Source organism: Candidatus Delongbacteria bacterium, from assembly GCA_041675285.1.
GTDB lineage: Bacteria > CAIWAD01 > CAIWAD01 > CAIWAD01 > CAIWAD01 > CAIWAD01.
In genome coordinates, this window is the sequence record JBAYTZ010000009.1 from 1 (window position 1) to 18,073 (window position 18,073).

Here is an 18,073-nt window from a genome sequence, read left to right on the forward strand (position 1 = left end):
CGGTGCCAGGTCGGTGCCAGACCGGTGCCAGGCCGGTGCCAGAGCACTGTCAAGCGGGGTTTACATCTGCGCATTAGCGGCCGGATGGCAGCCCTGTGATGGGATCCCCCGGTCAAGCCGGGGGATGGCGAAAATGGTTGAGTGAGGTGAAGCCCGCAGGGCTGAACCCACAACCGGGTGAAGCGCAGCGCGCGAACCAACTACACGATGGCAGGAATCAGTTGGCTCGGCCGTCTGTTCGACGCCCGCCGTGAGGCGGGCTAGCTACGGCCGCTGAAAAAAGCGCCTCTTTGGCTCCACCTTTCTGGCGCAAGCAGAAAGGTGGAAAACAAGGCGCGCGGCAGACGACTGGGACGCGGTGAACCCCTATCCCTGCCTTCCCCCTTGCAGGGGGAAGGGGTCGCTGCCGGGAGTTTCTTGGATGACCCTGGATTCGCAAGACCGCAGACATTGACGAGAAAGGTGGATGGATTGAAGGAAGCCCTGGCGATCTACGTTCACACCGTGGGCTGTGCCAAGAACCTGGTGGACTCCGAGATCCTCCTGGGCCAGATGGGCGACGCCGTCCGGCTGGTGGAGGAGGGAGACGCGGCCGATCTGATCATCATCAACACCTGTGGCTTCATCGACGCCGCCCGGGAAGAGAGCATCGAGGCCGTGCTCGAGGCCGTGCGCCTGAAGGGCGAACGCCCCGGCCGGCGCGTGGCCGTGATGGGCTGCCTGAGCGAACGCTACCGCGCGGAGATGCGCAGCGAGCTGCCCGAGTTGGACGGTGTCTACGGCGTGGGCGAGTTCGGCGCCCTGCTGCGCGACGCTGGCCTAAAGCCCGGTCCGGCCACCCAGGGCGGCCCCGACGAACTCGAGCTCTTCACCCGCCGCGTGCTGCTCAGCCCGGCCCACAGCGCCTATCTGCGGATCTCAGACGGCTGCGACCAGCACTGCACCTACTGCAGCATCCCGCTCATGCGCGGCCGGATGCGCTCGCGCCAGCCCGACGACCTACTGCGCGAGGCCGAGCATCTGGTCAAGCGCGGGGTGCAGGAGATCAACATCATCGGGCAGGAAATCTCCAGCTACGGGCGAGATCTCGCCGGCCCGGACATCGTGGACCTGCTGGGCCGCCTGGACGGCTGTGGCGCGCCCTGGCTGCGCCTGCTCTACAGCCATCCGCCGCTGGTGGACGAGCGCTTCGCCGCGGCCATGGCCGCCGGCCGCCACATCCTGCCCTATCTGGATTTCCCCGTCGAGCACGTCAGCGGCCACGTGCTGAGCCGGATGGCCCGCCGGGGCGACGCCCACAGCCTGGGCGCACAGGTGGAGATGCTGCGCAAGACAGTGCCCGGCCTGATCCTGCGCAGCTCGCTGATCGTGGGCTTCCCGGGCGAGCGCGAGGCGGACTTCCTCGAGCTGCTGGACTTCCTGCGTGCCCACCCCTTCGACCGGCTGGGCGTCTTCCTCTGGTCGCCCGAGGAGGGCACTCCGGCCCTCAAGTATGGCGAGCAGGTCCCGCGCGAAGTGGCCGAGGAGCGCCGCGACCGGATCATGGAGGAGCAGATGGCGCGCAGCCTGGAGGCCAACCAGGCGCTCATCGGGCAGCGCGACCGCATCCTGGTGGACGAGTGCGAGCCGGGGGCCACGGGCAGCCTGGGCCGCAGCTACCGGGACGCGCTGGACATCGACAACTCCGTCGACCTGCAGGGCCGCTTCCGGCCCGGCGAGTTCGTGGACGTGGAATACGTGGACGCGCTGGAGTACGATCTGATCGCGCGACCCGTCTAAGGGGAAATCGGGGGCTTTGATGCTGCGCACTCTCGCCTGTCTGCTCCTGTTGGCGCTGGGCGCCCAGGCCCGCTCGGACATCTTCCTCAACCGCGAGTGGGAGCCGGACTTCCGCGTGCTGGCCTCCAGCCTGCTGCAGGCCGCGGACGGGGAACCCTCCGAGCACCCGGTCTTCACCTGCGTGCTCAATCTCAGCGACCTGCAACTGCGGCGCTGCGACGCGCCGGACGCCGCCCCCGCCGACAGCCTGGGCGGCTCGTGCTACCGGGCCGAGTACGAGATCAGCTTGGAGATCTTCCAGGGCAAGGGCCGGCACCAGCGCGCGCGCGCCTCGCGCTACCTGCACCAGACCCTCACCCTTGACCGGACCCACGCGGACGTGGAGAATCCCCGCCGCTGGCACCACCTGGAGGTCGAGCTGCCTCCGGGCGACTACACCTGGTGGGTGGAATTCCAGGACCTGCAGTCCCGCCGCCACGTGCGCCGGGAGGGCCGCTTCAAGGTGACGGACCTGAAGGGCTGCGAACAGGCCATCTCCGGACTCTGGCTGCTGGCGGAGAGCGACAGCCAGGCCGTGGATCCCCTGCTGGCGCGGCCCTTCGTCGAGGAGCGGGGCGGCGCCCACCCCGCCGAGCTGGCCGTGTTCTACCAGGTCTGGAGCCGCGGGGGCGATTCGCTGGACCTGCACTCGCAGATCCTGGACCGCCGCGAGACGGAGCGCCACAAGCGCACGCTGCGCCGCTGGTTTCCGGCGGGCCTGACCCGCAACCTGCTGCAGGTGCCGCTCCAGGCGCTGGGCAGCGGTGACTACCTGCTGGAGCTGCGGCTGGGCGACCAGAAAGCCCCCAAGCGCCGGGACTGGCGCGAGGGCCAGGAGGGCAAGGACCGCACCGGCCCCGCCCGGCGCCTGGCGCGCTTCACCGTGCGCTGGCAGGGCGAGCCGGGCAATCCCGGCGACCTGGACCGCGCCGTGGAGCAGTTGCGCTACATCCTGCCCGCCCGGCGCTTCCGCGAGCTGCAGGAGGCGCTGATGAGCCAGAAAAAGGCCCTGTTCGACGACTTCTGGCGGTCTGTCGACCCCACGCCGGAGAACGAGGTCAACGAGCTGATGGGCGAGTACTACCGGCGGGCCGAATTCGCCGACCGCCGTTTCTCCTGGTCGCGTTTCGCCGGCTGGCGCAGCGACCGCGGGCGGATCTACATGATCTACGGCGATCCGGACGAAGTGGAACGCTCCGCCGGCGACTTGGACGAGCCGGCCTGGGAGCGCTGGAGCTACGAGGAGAGCGGGCGCGAGTTCTTCTTCCTGGACCGGCTGGGCTTCGGCGATTACCAGCTGGTGCTGGATCCCACCCGATGAACGAGCTGCGGATCCGCGTGGTGGCGCCGGCGGGACCCGTCCGGCCTGAGCGCCTGCGGGCGGGCGCGGCCGTGCTGGAGGGCCTGGGTTGCCGCGTGAGCTGGACACCCGCCGTGGAGGCCTGCTGGGGCCATCTGGCGGGCTCCGACGCGGCGCGGGCGGCGGATCTGCAGGCGGCCCTGCTGGATCCGGACGTGGACGCTATCTGGGCCGCCCGGGGCGGCTTCGGCGGACTGCGCCTGCTGCCCCTGCTGGACGTGGAGCGCCTGGCCGCGCGGCCGGCTCCCACACGCCCGCCACTCATCGGTTACAGTGACCTGACCAGCCTGCAGAACGCGCTGGCCGCCCGGCTGGACTGGCCCGTCTGGCACGCTCCGATGATCGCCAGCGAGCTGGCCGAGCCGCTGGATGCGCTCAGCGCCGCCTCACTGGCCGGCCTGCTGGCCGCGCTGCGGCGCGCCGAGTCCCCGCCCGTGCTGGTCGCGCGCCAGGACAGCGCCGGGAACTGGTCGTTGCTGGAGTCGGAGGCCGGGCTGGCCGGCAGCTCGGCCCGCCTGCGGCTGGAAGGCGCGGGATGCGTCCAGGTGCTGGGTTTCCACGCGGATTTCGTCTGGAGAAAGGGTGAGGCGGCGGGCCGGCTGGCGGGCGGCAACCTGAGCGTGCTGGGCAGCCTCTACGGCAGCGGCTGGGAACCGGACCTCCACGGGCGCCTGCTGCTGTTGGAGGACCATGGCGAGTATCCCTTCCGCCTGGACCGCCACCTGACTCAGCTGGCCAACGCCGCTGCGTTCTCGAACAGCGCGGCCCTGCTGCTGGGCTCCTTCGCGCGCTGCGAGGAGCCGGATCCGGACAAATCCACCTTCACGGCCACTGAACTTCTGCGCGCGGCCGCCGCCCGCTGCCCGGGTCCCGTGCTGGCGGGCCTGCCTTTCGGCCACCAAGCCCCGCGCCTCAGCCTGCCTTTCCATGGTCAGGCCACTCTTCACACCTGATGGAACACGCAGGCACTCCACCACGTGCCCGCTACTCTGACCCACCCAGCGGCAGGCTGAGCCAGAAAGTGCTGCCCAGGCCGGGTTCGCTCTGGACGCCCACCTCGCCTCCCAGGACGGCCGCTGCGTGCTTGACGATGGCCAGCCCCAGCCCCGTGCCGCCCAGCGAGCGCGAGCGCGCCTTGTCCACCACGTAGAAGCGTTCGAAGAGCCGCGGCAGGTGCTCGGGCGCGATGCCCTGGCCCTGATCGATCACCTCCAGCCGCACCCGGAGCGGACCGGTTCCCGGCTCGGGCAGGGCCCTCAGGCGCACCACGCTCTCCGGGCGTCCGTAGCGGATGGCGTTGCTGAGCAGGTTGACCAGGGCGCGCTCCAGCAGGGGCCGCTGGCAGAGCAGACGGGCGGGCGTGCCCGGCTCCAGTTCCAGGCTGAGCCGCACCCGGGCCTCCCGGGCCAGCAGCTCGTGGTCCTCCAGCACCTCCGCCAGCAGCGTCGGCAGCGCCACCTCCTCTTGCAGGGCCGGGTCGGGCGCTTTCTGCCGCTCCAGCCGGGACAGGCTGAGCAGGTCGTCGATGATCGCGTCCAGCCGGCGGGCCTGGCGCTCGATCACTTCCAGGAAGCGCGCGGTGGTGGCCTCGTCCTGGCCGCCGTCGCGCAGCATCTCCGTGTAGCCGCGGATGGAGGTCACCGGCGTCTTCAGTTCGTGGGAAACGTTGGCCACGAACTCGCGCCGCAGGCGCTCCACCTGATTCACCGTGCTCTGGTCGGTGAGCACCACCAGCAGGCGCTCGCCGCCCGGGCCGGGCGCGCCGGGCAGGGGCAGGCTGTGGACGCGCAGTTCGCGGACGGGGCCCTGGCCCAGCTGGAGTTCGTGCACCGCCTCCTGCCAGGGCGCCTCCAGCAGCGTCAGCAACTCGGGGGGCGCCCCCAGATCCGCCAGCCGCCCCCCCACCGGATGGCCGTCCAGGCCCAACAGGCGCCGGGCCGCCGGATTGCAGGCCTGCACGCGGCCGCCGCGGTCCAGGGCCAGCACGCCGTCGCGCAGCCCGGCCAGCAGGGCGTCCAGCTCCCCGCGCCGATCCTCCTCGGCCTGGACCTGGCGCGAGAGCCCGCGGGCCAGCCGCTGGATGGAGTCCTGCAACAGATCCAGTTCCCGGGGCAGGTGCGTCGACAGCGGGCGGGGATCCAGCCCGCCCGCCGCCAGCCGGTCCGCCTCGCCGCGCAGGGCGGCCAGCTGCCGTCCCAGCCGCAGGCTGAACCAGACGGCCGGCGCAAGGATCACCACCAGGGCCAGGCCAGCGCCCAGGCCCAGCCGCCACTGCAGGGGCCCCAGGACCGTCCCCAGCCCGACGCCCTGCAACTGGGCCGCGCGCCGCAGACCGTCCAGGGCCAGGTAGCCCTGGGCCGCCAGCAGCAGCAGGCCGGCCAGGGCCGCCAGCACGGCGCCCCGCAGGAGCTGCCGGATGAGCAGGGGCGGGCGCGCCGGGTTCATGGGGTCACGCCTGCGTGGACCGGCAGGGGCAGCACGTCCGTCCAGCCTGTCTCCAGCCGCTGCAGGCCGTTCCGGCGCAGCAGCAGGGAGGCCGGCAGGGCACGGCCGAACAGGGCCTGGCCCAGCTCCAGCGGCTTCAGACCTGCGCCCTCCACGCTGAGCAGGCGCAGGGCCAATCGCGGCCGGCCGGGTTCCAGATCGCCGGGCGGGTCCTCGTCCAGACCCAGCGACCAGTCCAGCAGGCGCTGGCTCAGGTCCAGCTCCACGCGCCGCCCCTTGCGGGTCACGAGCAGGGGTTCGCCCGTGGCCAGTCGACCGGCCAGTTGCGCCCGGTAGTGTTCCAGCAGCGCGGCGGGCTCATCCGGCAGCGCGGGGTCCTCGTCCGCGTCGGGCAGCTGCAGGTCCCAGTCCACGGCCTCCAGACAGCGCGAGAGGACGGGTTCAGCGGGCTCCAGCAGGCGCAGGGCCACGGGCTTCCAGCCGGCCGGTGAGGCGGCGCGCAAGCTCTCGAGCAGGCCGTCGGGATCCGGTTCCCGGGCCAGCGCGGCCTCGCAGTAGTCGCCCAGCGAACCCGCGCCCATGGTGATGGCCGGCGCAAAGGAGACTACCGGATGCGGGCTGAAGCCCTGGCTGAACCAGGCCCGGAGCCCCGCCCGGCGCAGGATCTGCGGCAAGAGGCGCACCAGATCCAGCTGGCTGAGCAGGCGGCCTTCCGCCAGCCGCGTGAAACGCAGGCGCAGGCGCCAGGGACGCTCGCCCTGCTGCTGTTCGTGGGGCGCCCGGCCCGCGGCCAGCCGTTCCAGGGCCAGGTCGCGCTCGTTGGGTCCCGTGCGCCGCACGGGCTCCCGGGCTCCCAGGCCCTCCAGGTGTTCCAGGCGTTCGTCGCGCATCCGGCTCAGGTCGCAGGCCACGCCGCAGTGCCAGCAGACCAGCTTGCGCGTGTCCTCCCGGGCCTCCTGCAGGTTGGTGTGGTGGACCTGCATTCCCGCCGGCTTGCCACAGGGCGGGCTGAGCCGGTCCTGCAGGGCGCGTCGGTACTCGCCGGCCAGGAAGCCCTCCTTCAACCCCACGTCGATGTGGTCCCAGGGCAGGGCGGCGTCCACGGGCAGCGTGTCCGTGAACAGCCGGCGCTCAAGGCCCGTGCGGCTCTCCCAGGCCTCCAGGGCCAGCTGCCAGCTCTCCCAGTCCAGCCGGTCGTCCCAGGAGTCGAAGCGCGCGCCCCGCCGCCAGGCGTCCTCGATCAGGTCGGCCACCCGGCGGTCGCCGCGACCCACGATGGCCTCCAGGTGGCTCATGCGCAGGTCGTGGCGCCGGAAACGGAAGCCGTGGCGGCGCGAGGCCAGCCGCAGCCGCTCCTGCTTGCGCTCGATCTCGGCCAGGCTGTCCATGGCGCACCACTGGAAGGGCGTGTGCGGCTTGGGCACGTGGCTGCTGACGCTGACTGTCACCGTCACGTTGCGGTGGTGGGCCCGGCCCAGCCCCATGGCCCGCGCGCCCATGGCCGCGATCCCGTTCAGGTCCTCGTCGGTCTCCGTGGGCAGCCCCAGGATGAAGTAGAGTTTCATCTTCGACCAGCCCCGGGCGAAGACCCGCCTGCAGGTGGCCTCGATGTCTTCGTCGGAGATGTTCTTGTTGATCACGTCGCGCAGCCGCTGGGTGCCGGCCTCCGGGGCGAAGGTCAGGCCCGTGGCCTTGACGCTGGCGATCTCGTCCAGCAGCTCCTCGGAGAGACCGTAGGCCCGCAGGCTGGAGATGCCCAGCCCGACTTTTTCCGGACGCAGGCGCTCCATCACGCCGCGGATCAGGGGCGAGATGGCCGAGTAGTCCGCGGTGGAGAGGCTGGTCAGGCTGGCCTCCTCGTAGCCGCCCTTGGCCACGGCGCGGGTCACGGTCTCGATCACGTCCTGGGGCCGGCGCTCGCGCACCGGGCGGTAGATCATCCCCGCCTGGCAGAAGCGGCAGCCCTCCGTGCAGCCCCGGGCGATCTCCACCGACATGCGGTCGAAGATCGCCTCGGTCACGGCCACGGGCGAGTCGTCGGGGAAGGGATAGGCGTCCAGGTCCGGCACGAAGTTGCGGGTCACGCGCGCCGGCACCCCCGGCTCCAGCGGCTGGTCCACCACTTCCAGGCCCGAGCGCTCGCAGATCCGCGTGCCGTAAAGCGCGGGCACGTAGACACCGCCCGAGCGCGCCAGCTCCACGAGGATCTCACGCCGCGGCCGGCCCTCCCGGCGCAGGCGGCCCACCAGGCGCAGCACGCGCGGCAGGGCCTCCTCGCCGTCGCCGATCACGAAGGCATCGATGAAGGGGGCGATGGCCTCGGGGTGCGTGGCCGTCGGACCGCCGGCGATCACCAGCGGAGCGTCCTCGGGCCGCTCGGCGGAGCGCAGCGCGATCCCGCCCAGCTCGAGCATGGTGAGCACGTTGGTGAAGGTCATCTCGTACTGCAGCGAGAAGCCCACCACCTGGAAGTCGCGGAGCGGCCGGCGCGTCTCCAGGCTGATCAGCGGCAGGCCCGCCGCGCGCAGCCCGGCCTCCAGGTCGAACCAGGGACAGAAGCAGCGCTCCATCAGCAGGTCGGCGGCCTGGTTGACCACCTTGTAGAGGATCTTGGTGCCCAGGTGGCTCATGCCGATATCGTAGAGGTCGGGGAAGCAGAGCGCGAAGGTGCAGGCGAGCTGCGGGTCGCTCCAGTCCTTGACCACGGAGAAGACCTCGCCTCCAAGATAGCGGGCGGGTTTCTCCACGTGCTCCAGGAGGGCGGCGTAGGGGTGGGTGGTGGCGGGCATGGGTCCTTTCCGCGGCCGGGGCCGCCGTCTCCATCCGATGGAATCCCGGCTTCCAGTCTGGAAAACCCGGCCATTTCCTGCAATGGCCCGGCGGAAGCGTCCGGCGGTCAAGTCGCGCAGACTGCTAGATTGGCCGCGCGGGACGGACCGGAACGACCCGCCCACAACCGGAGGCCGGCGTCATGCAACTCTCCCCCGCACTGCTCGACTGGTTTGCCCGCGCCGCGGCCGCCGCCGCCGCCCACAATCGGCAGGATTTCGGCATCCCCGAACTGCTCATCGCCGCGCTGGAGGATCCCGCCCGGCTCTCGGAGGTCTGGGAGGGCCTGCTGCAGGGCGAGGAACATCGCGAGGCCCTGCTGCGCCACTTCCACCAGGCCTCCAGCGCCGTGGCGGCCCAGGAGGCGGCCCGGGACGCCGCGCCGCCGGCCGAGGACTTCCCCGCCGAAGTCCTGGAGGCCGTGGACGAGCTGGCCTTGCCGCCGGACGAGGCCGTCCTGAGCGTGCTGGCCAGCTGGCAGCAGGAGAAAGGCGAGGACGAGCTGGACGCCGACCCCCTGCTGCAGCTCGTGCTCTTCAACTGGAACCACCTCTATCCCATGCCGCTGGAGAAGCTGGGCATCGAGCTGCAGCGCAAGGGCGAGGGTGCGGCGGACTTCCTGCGCGCCTTCTTCGCCCCGGAGCAGGACTTGAACCGGCGCTACGGCCAGGATCCCATGCAGGGCCTCCTGCCCTATCCCGACTATTGCCGGGCGGCCATGGAGGTGCTGGTGCGCCGCTACCGCCAGAACCTGCTGATCTACGGCCTGCCGGGCGTGGGCAAGAGCATGGTCCTGCGGCGCCTGGTGGAGGAGACCGCCGCCGGCCGCGTGCCGCGCATCTTCGCGGGCAAGCGCTTCTTCGAGTTCAACCGCGAACTGTTCCTGAAGGACCTCCAGAGCCAGACCGACCTCCAGGCCCGCTTCGACGTGCTCCGCCTGCACCTGGAGCAGCACCCCGAGATCATCCTGGTGCTCGACGGCATCCAGCACTGGTTCGCCAACGCCACCACCGTGATGCAGGACTTCCTCCAGCGCCTGCTGGGCCTCTTGCGCTACAAGAAGCTCCACTTCGTGCTGCTGGCCGACGTGGAGTTCTTCAACCGCGTCTTCAAGTCCAACCCCGTCTTCGAGGAGTGGCTCTCGCCGCTCTACATCAAGCCCCTGACCCGCTCCGACGTCCTGTTGATCCTCGAGCAGATCAAGGACAAGTTCGAGGAGCAGTACGGGGTCAGCCTGGACCGCGCCCAGCTGGAGCGCGTGGTGGAGATGGCCGAGGCTCACGTGCGCACCAGCCAGTTCCCCAAGAAGGCGCTGATCCTGCTGGACGTGGCCCTCTCCATCCAGGCCCTGGACGACGGGCCCGAGCCGCTGGCCTGGGAGAGCGCGCTGCGTCTGGCCCTGGGGCGGATCACGGGCCAGGAATCGGCCGACTTCCCCGACCTGCAGGAGCGCCTGACCCGGCTGGAGGAGCTGCTGCGGGAGCGGATCATCGGCCAGGAGTCGGCCATCCTCGAGGTCTGCCGGACCATCCGCTTCACCAAGAGCGACCTGGACCTGAACCCCGACCGGCCGGACGGCGTGTTCCTGTTCGCCGGGCCGGCGGGCGTGGGCAAGAAGTACTTCGCGGGCGAACTCTCGCGCATCCTCTACAACCGCGAGCCCTTCGTGGTGGACTTGAGCGACTACCAAGAGGCGGAGAGCCTGCAGCTGATCACCGGCCGCGTCTCCCAGGGCGAAGGCGGGTATCCCGCGCCCAGCGTGCTGGAGCGGCTGCGCGTGGAGCCGCGCCGCGTGCTGCTCCTCAAGAACCTTGAGTTCGCCGCCGGCGAGGTCCTGCACTATTTCCTCAAGGGCTTCGAGGAGGGCTTCCTGCGCGACGCCGGCGGCCAGCAGATGCCCGTGGGCGAGACCACCGTCGTGCTGGTCTCGGATATCCTGGGTTTCGAGCCCCACGGGTCGATGGGCTTCTCCAGCCCGGAGGACCGCCGCCTGGACGAGGCCGCCCTGCGCGACTATTTCACGCCCGACCTCTTGCGCGGGGTGGACAAGCTGGTGGTCTTCCAGCCGCTGGCGGAGTCCGACCTCCAGCGCATCCTGAACGAGCGCATCGTGCCGGCCTTCCAGAGCAAGGTGGCGCGGCTGGGCCACGACCTGACGGTCTCGCCGGACGTCTCGCGCTGGGTGGCCCGGCTGGGCACGCGCCTGGAGCTGAGCGGGCAGAACGTGGATCGCAAGTTCGAGGAGCTGGTGGCCGAGCGGGTCAACGAAGCCATCCTGGCCTCCAGCGGCAAGGCCCTGCGGATCCAGGTCTCCCTGCTCGATGACAAGCTGGAATTGGTCAGCACGCCGCTGGCGGAGTGAGGGAATCCCGGGCGGGACGGATACACGAAACGGCGGCCTGGGCCGCCGTTTCCACGTTGGATGCGCTGGCGCGTTACTTCGTGATCTTGCCGGCCTGGATGCAGGACGTGCAGACGCGCATGCGGCGGCGTTCGCCGTCCACCATGGCGTGCACGGTCTGCAGGTTGGGCAGGAAGCGGCGCTTGGTGTGATTGTTGGCGTGGGACACGTTGTTGCCGCTCATCGGGCCTTTGCCGCAAATCTGGCAGACTCGGCTCATGGGAACACCTCACTATCCAATTCCACGTCCGGGGCTTCCAACCGCCAATCCCTGCCCGAGAGGGAGCGGCGAGCCGCCGAATTCAAGAGCGAAAAGTATAGCACCCCATCCCGGTTGATGCAATGCCCGGCAAGCGCTTCTCCCGCCGCGGCCCCGGGCCCCGGGCTGGAATCGACTCCCGGGGGGCGTCCAGCGGCCCCGGACCGGCGCTTGCCAGCCCGTCCGCTGTTATCTTGGGCCACCAAACCAACGGATGGTCCCATGTCCCTGCCCCGCACCGGCCACGCCGCCGCTTCGCCCGTTTCCGGATTCCACCCATGCAGTTGACCTTCCACAGCGCCCTCGGGGAGTCCCGGATCTGGCTGGGCCACCAGGCTGGCGAGTCCATCGCCGCGGCCCTGGCCGAGTTCCCCGGCCCGCGCCTGCTCCTGACGGAATCCCGCGTGGCCCGGGCCCAGGGGCGCTTCCAGGAGCAGGTCATGGACCGCGTGGACCTGCAGCGCCTGGTGCTGCCCGAGGGCGAGGGCGCCAAGAACAGCGCCAACCTGCTCACCGTGCTGGGGGAGATGGCCGAGCTGGGCCTGGAGCGCGGCTCGCCCCTCCTGGCCTGGGGCGGCGGGATGGTGGGCGACCTGGGCGGCCTGGCCGCCAGCCTCTGGAAGCGCGGCGTGCCCTTCTGCTGCGTGCCCACCAGCCTGCTGGCCATGGTGGATGCGGCCGTGGGCGGCAAGACGGCGATCAACTTCGGCGGGCAGCGCAACTCCGTCGGCAGCTTCTGGCCCGCCCGGGCGATCTGGATCGACCTGGACAGCCTGGCCACCCTGCGTCCGGAGGACTGGAGCAGCGGCTACGGCGAGCTGCTCAAGGCCGCCTGGCTCCAGGACGATGGCTGGGCGCGGCAGCTGGAGAACCAGCCGGCGGACCTGCTGCGGGCGGACCACCCGGACCTGCCCGCCCACGTGGAGCGGGCCCTGCGCTTCAAGCTGGAGATTGTCGAGCAGGACGAGCGCGAGGCCGGCTGCCGCGCGCTGCTCAACCTGGGCCACAGCTTCGCCCATGCGCTGGAGGCCCTGCGGGGCGAGGAACTCAAGCACGGCCACGCCGTGCTGCTGGGCATGCTGGCCGCGGCCCGCACGGCCCGGCTGGCCGGAGTGGCCGACGCCGCCGCGGCGGACGGGATGGAGGAGCGCCTGCGGCGCGTCCTGCTGGAGCTGGGTCTGTTGCCCGCGCCGGCCCTGCGCGAGCTGGCGGTGCCCGAGATCCTGGCCCGGATGGCCCAGGACAAGAAGGTGAGCGCGGGCCGCCTGCGGCTGGTGCTGCCCGTGCGGCCCGGCGCAGCCCGCCTGGAGATCGTGGAGCGGCCGCTGCTGGAGCGCGCGCTGACCGAATGGGGAGGCCTGCTCACATGAGGCTGGACGTGATCAACGGCCCCAACCTGAACGGACTGGGGCGGCGCGAGCCGGAGATCTACGGCACCCAGGGACTGGACGAGCTGGAGCGGCGCCTGCGCGCGGCGTTCCCCGCCGTGGAGTGGAGTTTCTTCCAGAGCAACCACGAGGGGGCCCTGGTGGACCGCCTGCAGTGGGCAGAGGGTCACGTGGACGGCGTGATCCTCAACCCGGCGGGGCTCTCCCACACCAGCGTCGTGCTGCTGGACGCCCTGCTGGCCCTCAGCATCCCGGTGGTGGAGGTGCACGTGAGCCAGGTGCTGGCGCGCGAGGAATTCCGCCGCACCCTGCTGACGGCCCGCGGCGCGCAGGCCCTGATCTGCGGCCTGGGGCTGGCCGGCTACGAGGCGGCGGCGCGGCACTTGCTGAACCCGGAGGCCGGAGCATGAAGACAGCATCCCTGATTCGCCTGAGCCTGTTGTCGCTGGGCCTGGCCGCAAGTCTCGCGCCGGCGCAGGCCGATCCGCGCCTGGCGGCATCCCTGGAACAGGCCGGACTGCGCCAGCAGGATCTGGCCTTTCCGCTGCTGCCCGCGGAACGGGACTCCTTCCGGCTGGCCCGGGTGGACGAAATCCTCAAGTCCGGCCAGCCGCTGGACAGCTGGGGGGATTCGCTGACCCGGCGCCTGGAGCGGACGGAGACACTGGGCCAATTGGTGCGCCGGCTCTGGCCCGAGCTGCGACGCGCCGGCGCGCCGGCGACGGAACTGCCCGACCTGCGGCCGGGGGCGCTTCGGGGGCGGGATTGGGAGGACTGGACCGACTGGCTGGGCGGCCTGGGTCGCCGGCGTCTGCTGGAGCCCGCCCAGGTCCAGGTCCTGGAGCAGGATCTGGGCGACCTGCTGCAGGAGGACGGCGAACTGGGCGAACTCAGCGTCTTCGAGTTGGACAGCCTGCAGCGGCTTTCGGAGGCCGAGTCCCGCGCCCGGCGCCTGCGCCTGGAGGCCGTCCGGCGGCCCGACCCGGCCGAACTGCTGGGCCTGTTGGACGAGCTGGAGCAGTTCGTGGCCCAACTGGAGGACTTCCGGGCCGCGGCCGACGGCCTGCGCCCCCAGAAGCACCCGCTCTACGGACCCGTGCTCTACGCAGACGAATTCCTGGCCGTGGGCACGGAGGCGGTCAACCACTGGACGGGCGGCCTGCCGCCCATCGTCATCGACCTGGGGGGCGACGATCTCTACGAGGGCCCGGTGGCCCTGAGCCGCGGCGGAGTCAGCCTGCTGCTGGACCTGCAGGGCAACGACCGCTACCGCAGCGGCGGCGAGCTCGGTCCCGCCGCCAGCGTGGGCGGGCTGGCCCTGTTGCTGGACCTGGCCGGCGACGACCAGTACGAGGGGCGCTACGCGGCGTTGGGCGCCTCCCTGGGCGGGCTGGCCCTCCTGGTGGACAGAGGGGGCGACGACCTCTACACGGGGGACACCTTCTGCCTGGGGGCCGGCAGCCTGGGAATGGGCCTCTTGCTGGACGAGGCCGGCAACGACCTCTACCGCTGCAGCCTCTACGGCCAGGGCTTCGGCCACGTGGCCGGGCTGGGCCTGCTCCAGGACAAGGCCGGCCACGATCAGTACCTGCTGCAGCCGCGTTACGTGGACCAGATCCGCTACGACGACCACCACTTGAGCATGGGACAGGGCTTCGGCTTCGGCCAGCGGCCGGATCTTTCCGGCGGCGTGGGTCTCCTGCACGACCTGGCCGGCAACGACCTCTACTCGGCGGACATCTTCGGGCAGGGCGGCGCCTACTGGTGGGCCCTGGGCGCGCTGGTGGACCGCGCGGGCAACGACCGCTACCTGGCCTGGCAGTACGCCCAGGGCGCGGGCGTGCACCTGGCGGCGGGCCTCCTGCTGGACGAGGACGGGCAGGACGTCTACCAAAGCCGGGGCGTCAGCCAGGGCTGCGGGCACGACCTGGCCCTGGGCTGGCTGCTGGAGCGCGGGGGCGACGACAGCTACACGGCCTGGGACTTGAGCCAGGGCGCGGGCAGCGCCAACGGCACAGGCCGCCTGACGGACCTGCTGGGCGCGGACCTCTACGCCATGCGCGGTCCGGCCAAGCCCCGGGCCTACGGCGATCCCCGCCGCCGGACGGGCAGCCTGGGCCTCTTCCTCGACGCCACGGGGGCGGACTACTACCTGGGCAACGGAGCCAACGACAGCCTCTGGAGCGGCAGCCTGCGCGGCCTGGCCCAGGACTGGGGCCCGCGCCGGACTCCCGCCGGAGCCGGGGCCGCGCCCGCGCTGGCGGCGGCCGCCGCCGCGGACGACCCCGGCCCGCTGGATTCGCTCTTCGTCGAGACGGATTCCGTCGACCGGCTCTACGTCTGGGCCATCCGCCTGGAACCCAAGTGGCTGCGCGAGCGCGACCTGGCCCGGGCGGCCCTGGTGCGGCGGCCTGTGGAGACCGTGGACCTGCTCCGCCGCCGGCGCCTGCTGTCCAGCGACATCAGCTGGGAGCGCCACGCCCTGAAGGACGTGGTGGTCGCGCTGGGTGCGGCGGCCGTGCCCCTGCTGGAGGAGGCCGTGGAGGCCCCCCTGCCGGCGGAGCCCGGCGAGGAGCGGACCCGCCGGCTCTCCGAGCAGGCCTTCGCCCTCTGGGTCTTTTCCGAGGCCTGCCAGTTGGGGGATCCGGCGCGCTTCGCCGACTGGTGGACGCGCGGGCTGGCCCAGTCCACCCCGGGTTCGCTTTCTCTGCTCCTGGAGGGCCTGGCCGAACGCGACGGGGACCCGCAGATCCTGCTGGAAGGCCTGCGCCACACGCATCCGGGCGTGCGGCGCTCGGCGGCCTGGGGCCTGGGGCGCAACCCCGCCGGCCCGGCCGGGCGCGCGGCGCTGCTGGCGGCCCTGGCGGACAGCGTGCTAGCGGTGCGGATCAGCGCTTTCGAGAGCCTGGCTGCGGACACCACCCTGGACGGCGCGCCGCTGGAGGCCCGGCTCTTCGATCCGCTGGCCCCGGCCCTGGAGCGCCGCGAGCTGTTGCGCCTGCTGGCGCGCCGGGATCCCGCCCGCTGCCGGGCCTGGCTGCCCAGGCTGGAGGCGGATCCCGTCCTGGCTGTCGACGTGCCCTGGCTCAGCGCCGGACTGCCCCCGGCGCCGCCGCGCGTGGCCGCACGGCGCCGGGGCCGCTCATGAGCCTGACCCGGCAGAGCCTGCTGCTCAGCCTGGGCCGCTCCAGCGCCAGTCTGGCCCGCCTGCTGGTGAACCTGGGCGTGGCCCGCCTGTTCGGCGAGCGGCTCGAGATCGCCGCCGAGTACCAGAACGTCTGGCTGGTCTTCAACAGCACCTACATGCTCTTCATCTTTAGCCTGCCCAGCGTGCTGTTCTACTTCCATCCCCGGCTGGACGAGGCGGGTCGGCGCTACCTGATGAGCCTAGTGCACCAGATCCTGCTCAGCCTGGGCGTGGTCTACGGCGCGCTGCTCTGGCTGGGGGCGCCCTGGCTGCGGGACTTCTACCACATGAGTCCCGACGCGGTGGGCCACCTGCGGGTCTTCGCCCTCTACTCCTTCGCCATGGTGGGCTCGGCGGCGATGGAGTCCACCTTCAACCTGCTGGGGCGCTTCAAACTGCTGGCGGTCTGGATGAGCGTGGAGTCCGCGCTCTTCCTCCTGTTGGCGCTGGGCCCGCTGGTGGCCGGCGCGCAGCCTCAGCTGTTCCAGGGGCCGGCGGCACTGCTGGGCGCCCTCTGGCCCACGCTCAGCCTGGAGGCCGCCTCCATCCGCGCCGTCTGCTGGCTCTTGAGCGGCATGGCCCTGCTCAAGTGGGCGGTCTTCCAACTGGTGCTGGCCGCCCGCCATCCGGACATGGCCTGGCACCCGGTGAAGTTCGTCGGCGCGCGCGTCAAGCCCCTGCTCGGCTACGCGCTGCCCATCACGGCCACCACGCTGGTGGCCTACCTGGCCATGTACATGGACAAGAACATCGTGGCGGCCTGGTTCACGGACAAGGCCGTCTACGCCAAGTTCCAGGCCGGCGCGCTGGAAGTGCCCTTCGTCTCGGTGCTGGTGGGCAGCGTCTCCGTGGTCATGCTGCCGCATCTCTCGCGCCTGCAGCACGAGGGCAAGCTGGCCGAGATGGCCGACCTGCTGGCCGAGGGCGTGGAGAAGGTGGCCTGGCTGGTCTTCCCGATCTTCACCCTGCTGATGGTGCTGGCCGACCCGCTCTACGTGTCCTTCTGGGGTCCGGCCTACGCCGAGTCCGCCCTGCCCTTCCGCCTCTACCTGCTGCTCTTTCCCATGCGCCTGATGTTCTACGGCCAGGTGCTGAACAACCTGGGCCTGCAGCGCTGGGTGCTGGGCACGGCGGCCGGGGACCTCCTGCTCAACTTCGTCCTGGCCATCATCCTGGTGCGCTTCCACTGGGCCGGACCCGCGCTGGCCACGGTCATCGCCACCCTGGCCGAAGTGGTGGTGTTCTGGCACCTGCTGCGGCGCGGATTGGGCCAGCCCCTGGCCCGGATCCTCGTGCCCGCGCGGCTCTGGCGCATCGCGCGCTACTCGCTTGTGGCCGGGCTGGCCGCGCTGGCGGGCCGGCTGGCGGGGCGCGGGGCGCTGGAGAGCATCCTGCTGGGCGGGACGCTCCACGGCCTGACCTTCGGGGCCCTGGCCTGGCGGGCCGGACTGGGCGAGCGCGTGATGGGAGAGTGGCGTCGCCGGGCGGCGGCGCGAAAGGAGAGGACGCGATGACTCTGCTGCGTCGACTGGGGCAGGCCCTCTGGCTGCCCTGGCGCCCGGGCCGCCGCTGGGCCACGGAGGTGCTGGAGGGCCGGGGCACGGGCCTGCCGCGCCTGCTGCTGGCGGCCCTCTGCCTGACCCTGGCGCTGGCCTTCCTGGCCAACCGCGAGCTGAACCGCTACCTGGACGAGGCCCCCGCCATCCTGGCCCAGTTGCCAAAGATGGGCCTGCGCGGCGGTGCGCTCTGGACGGATCCGCCCACTCCGGAGCCGCTCTGGATCCACGACCGCGCCGGCCGGCCGATCCTGCTGCTGGATCTGGACGCCACCCTGCGGCTGGCCGACCAGCCCGTGGATCTGCAGCTCACCCGCACGCGCCTGCTGGTCAAGGGGGCCGAGAACCAGGTCCAGGCCTTTCCGCTGGCCAGCCCGGGCCAGCCCGACGGCGAGGTCAAGCCCGCCGAATTGCTGGCCTTCTTGGAGGGTCCCGCCCGTTGGCTGGCCCTCACCCTCTCCGCGCCCCTGCTCTTCGTGCTGGCCCTGGGCCTGCTCTTCGTGCAGCAGGCCCTGCTCACGTTGATGATCCTGGTGCCCAACCGGCTCTACGACACGCGGCTGGAGTGGATCGCCCGGCTGCGGCTGATCTCGCTGGCCATCCTGGCCTCCAGCCAGCTCAGCGCCCTGGGCCTTCTGCTGGGGCTGCCTCTGGGCCGCTCGTGGCTGGTGCCCCTGCTGCTCTCCCTGGCCGGACTGATGAAGGGCGTGCTGGCCGTGCAGGCCGTCCAGGCCGGGCCCGCGCCGCCGCCGGCGGCGGGAGCGGACCCCGGAGTCTGAGCCCGTCTCGTGGGTCCGTGGTGGCCGGGCGTTGTTCCAGCCGGCCCGTGT

12 protein-coding genes are annotated in these 18,073 nt (G+C 71.6%); 9 read left to right on the forward strand and 3 right to left on the reverse strand.

Features of this window, described 5'->3' with window-relative positions:
- The first annotated feature begins 471 nt into the window (after positions 1–471).
- From rimO to WC326_10060, 3 genes are read left to right on the forward strand one after another with little or no spacing between them, the layout of a single operon-like run.
- Positions 472–1,779: a 30S ribosomal protein S12 methylthiotransferase RimO gene (gene rimO, locus WC326_10050; protein MFA7331401.1), complete on the forward strand. Its 1,308-nt coding sequence runs from the start codon at positions 472–474 to the stop codon at positions 1,777–1,779.
- Between the two features lie 19 nt (positions 1,780–1,798).
- Positions 1,799–3,139: a GWxTD domain-containing protein gene (locus WC326_10055; protein MFA7331402.1), complete on the forward strand. Its 1,341-nt coding sequence runs from the start codon at positions 1,799–1,801 to the stop codon at positions 3,137–3,139.
- Positions 3,136–4,131: an LD-carboxypeptidase gene (locus WC326_10060; GenBank protein MFA7331403.1), complete on the forward strand. Its 996-nt coding sequence runs from the start codon at positions 3,136–3,138 to the stop codon at positions 4,129–4,131. Before WC326_10055 ends, WC326_10060 begins: the two co-directional genes overlap by 4 nt.
- A gap of 31 nt (positions 4,132–4,162) precedes the next feature.
- Here WC326_10060 and WC326_10065 read toward each other — a convergent pair whose 3' ends face one another.
- Together WC326_10065 and WC326_10070 are read right to left on the reverse strand one after the other, a co-directional pair.
- A complete protein-coding gene (locus WC326_10065) occupies positions 4,163–5,623 on the reverse strand; it encodes an ATP-binding protein (protein ID MFA7331404.1) in 1,461 nt (486 codons plus the stop codon).
- A complete protein-coding gene (locus WC326_10070) occupies positions 5,620–8,412 on the reverse strand; it encodes a TIGR03960 family B12-binding radical SAM protein (protein ID MFA7331405.1) in 2,793 nt (930 codons plus the stop codon). The genes WC326_10065 and WC326_10070 overlap by 4 nt, the downstream gene beginning before the upstream one ends.
- A 182-nt stretch (positions 8,413–8,594) precedes the next feature.
- Between WC326_10070 and WC326_10075 the strand changes: the two genes are divergently transcribed.
- Positions 8,595–10,814 carry an AAA family ATPase gene (locus WC326_10075; protein MFA7331406.1) on the forward strand — a complete coding sequence of 740 codons (2,220 nt, stop codon included), beginning with the start codon at positions 8,595–8,597 and terminating at the stop codon, positions 10,812–10,814.
- A 73-nt stretch (positions 10,815–10,887) separates the two neighbouring features.
- Here WC326_10075 and rpmB read toward each other — a convergent pair whose 3' ends face one another.
- Positions 10,888–11,073, reverse strand: coding sequence for a 50S ribosomal protein L28 (gene rpmB / locus WC326_10080; protein MFA7331407.1), 186 nt, complete (start codon positions 11,071–11,073; stop codon positions 10,888–10,890).
- A 317-nt stretch (positions 11,074–11,390) separates the two neighbouring features.
- Between rpmB and WC326_10085 the strand changes: the two genes are divergently transcribed.
- The 5 genes from WC326_10085 to WC326_10105 are packed head-to-tail and all read left to right on the forward strand — an operon-like array spanning position 11,391 to position 18,022.
- Positions 11,391–12,482 carry a 3-dehydroquinate synthase family protein gene (locus WC326_10085; GenBank protein ID MFA7331408.1) on the forward strand — a complete coding sequence of 364 codons (1,092 nt, stop codon included), beginning with the start codon at positions 11,391–11,393 and terminating at the stop codon, positions 12,480–12,482.
- Positions 12,479–12,910 carry a type II 3-dehydroquinate dehydratase gene (locus WC326_10090; protein ID MFA7331409.1) on the forward strand — a complete coding sequence of 144 codons (432 nt, stop codon included), beginning with the start codon at positions 12,479–12,481 and terminating at the stop codon, positions 12,908–12,910. Before WC326_10085 ends, WC326_10090 begins: the two co-directional genes overlap by 4 nt.
- Entirely contained in the window at positions 12,907–15,648 is a 2,742-nt protein-coding gene (locus WC326_10095; protein MFA7331410.1) for a hypothetical protein, read from the forward strand. The genes WC326_10090 and WC326_10095 overlap by 4 nt, the downstream gene beginning before the upstream one ends.
- Complete coding sequence (locus tag WC326_10100; GenBank protein ID MFA7331411.1) at positions 15,645–17,201, forward strand: oligosaccharide flippase family protein; 1,557 nt, start codon at positions 15,645–15,647, stop codon at positions 17,199–17,201. The genes WC326_10095 and WC326_10100 overlap by 4 nt, the downstream gene beginning before the upstream one ends.
- Positions 17,198–18,022 (forward strand): hypothetical protein, encoded by an 825-nt coding sequence (locus WC326_10105; GenBank protein MFA7331412.1) that lies wholly within the window; start codon positions 17,198–17,200, stop codon positions 18,020–18,022. Before WC326_10100 ends, WC326_10105 begins: the two co-directional genes overlap by 4 nt.
- Positions 18,023–18,073 lie beyond the last annotated feature (51 nt).

Coding starts and splice junctions, on each gene's coding strand:
- WC326_10055 (MFA7331402.1), top strand. CDS start 1,799: ATGCTGCGCACTCTCGCCTGTCTGCTCCTGTTGGCGCTGGGCGCCCAG.
- WC326_10060 (MFA7331403.1), top strand. CDS start 3,136: ATGAACGAGCTGCGGATCCGCGTGGTGGCGCCGGCGGGACCCGTCCGG.
- WC326_10065 (MFA7331404.1), bottom strand. CDS start 5,623: ATGAACCCGGCGCGCCCGCCCCTGCTCATCCGGCAGCTCCTGCGGGGC.
- WC326_10070 (MFA7331405.1), bottom strand. CDS start 8,412: ATGCCCGCCACCACCCACCCCTACGCCGCCCTCCTGGAGCACGTGGAG.
- WC326_10075 (MFA7331406.1), top strand. CDS start 8,595: ATGCAACTCTCCCCCGCACTGCTCGACTGGTTTGCCCGCGCCGCGGCC.
- rpmB (MFA7331407.1), bottom strand. CDS start 11,073: ATGAGCCGAGTCTGCCAGATTTGCGGCAAAGGCCCGATGAGCGGCAAC.
- WC326_10085 (MFA7331408.1), top strand. CDS start 11,391: ATGCAGTTGACCTTCCACAGCGCCCTCGGGGAGTCCCGGATCTGGCTG.
- WC326_10090 (MFA7331409.1), top strand. CDS start 12,479: ATGAGGCTGGACGTGATCAACGGCCCCAACCTGAACGGACTGGGGCGG.
- WC326_10095 (MFA7331410.1), top strand. CDS start 12,907: ATGAAGACAGCATCCCTGATTCGCCTGAGCCTGTTGTCGCTGGGCCTG.
- WC326_10100 (MFA7331411.1), top strand. CDS start 15,645: ATGAGCCTGACCCGGCAGAGCCTGCTGCTCAGCCTGGGCCGCTCCAGC.
- WC326_10105 (MFA7331412.1), top strand. CDS start 17,198: ATGACTCTGCTGCGTCGACTGGGGCAGGCCCTCTGGCTGCCCTGGCGC.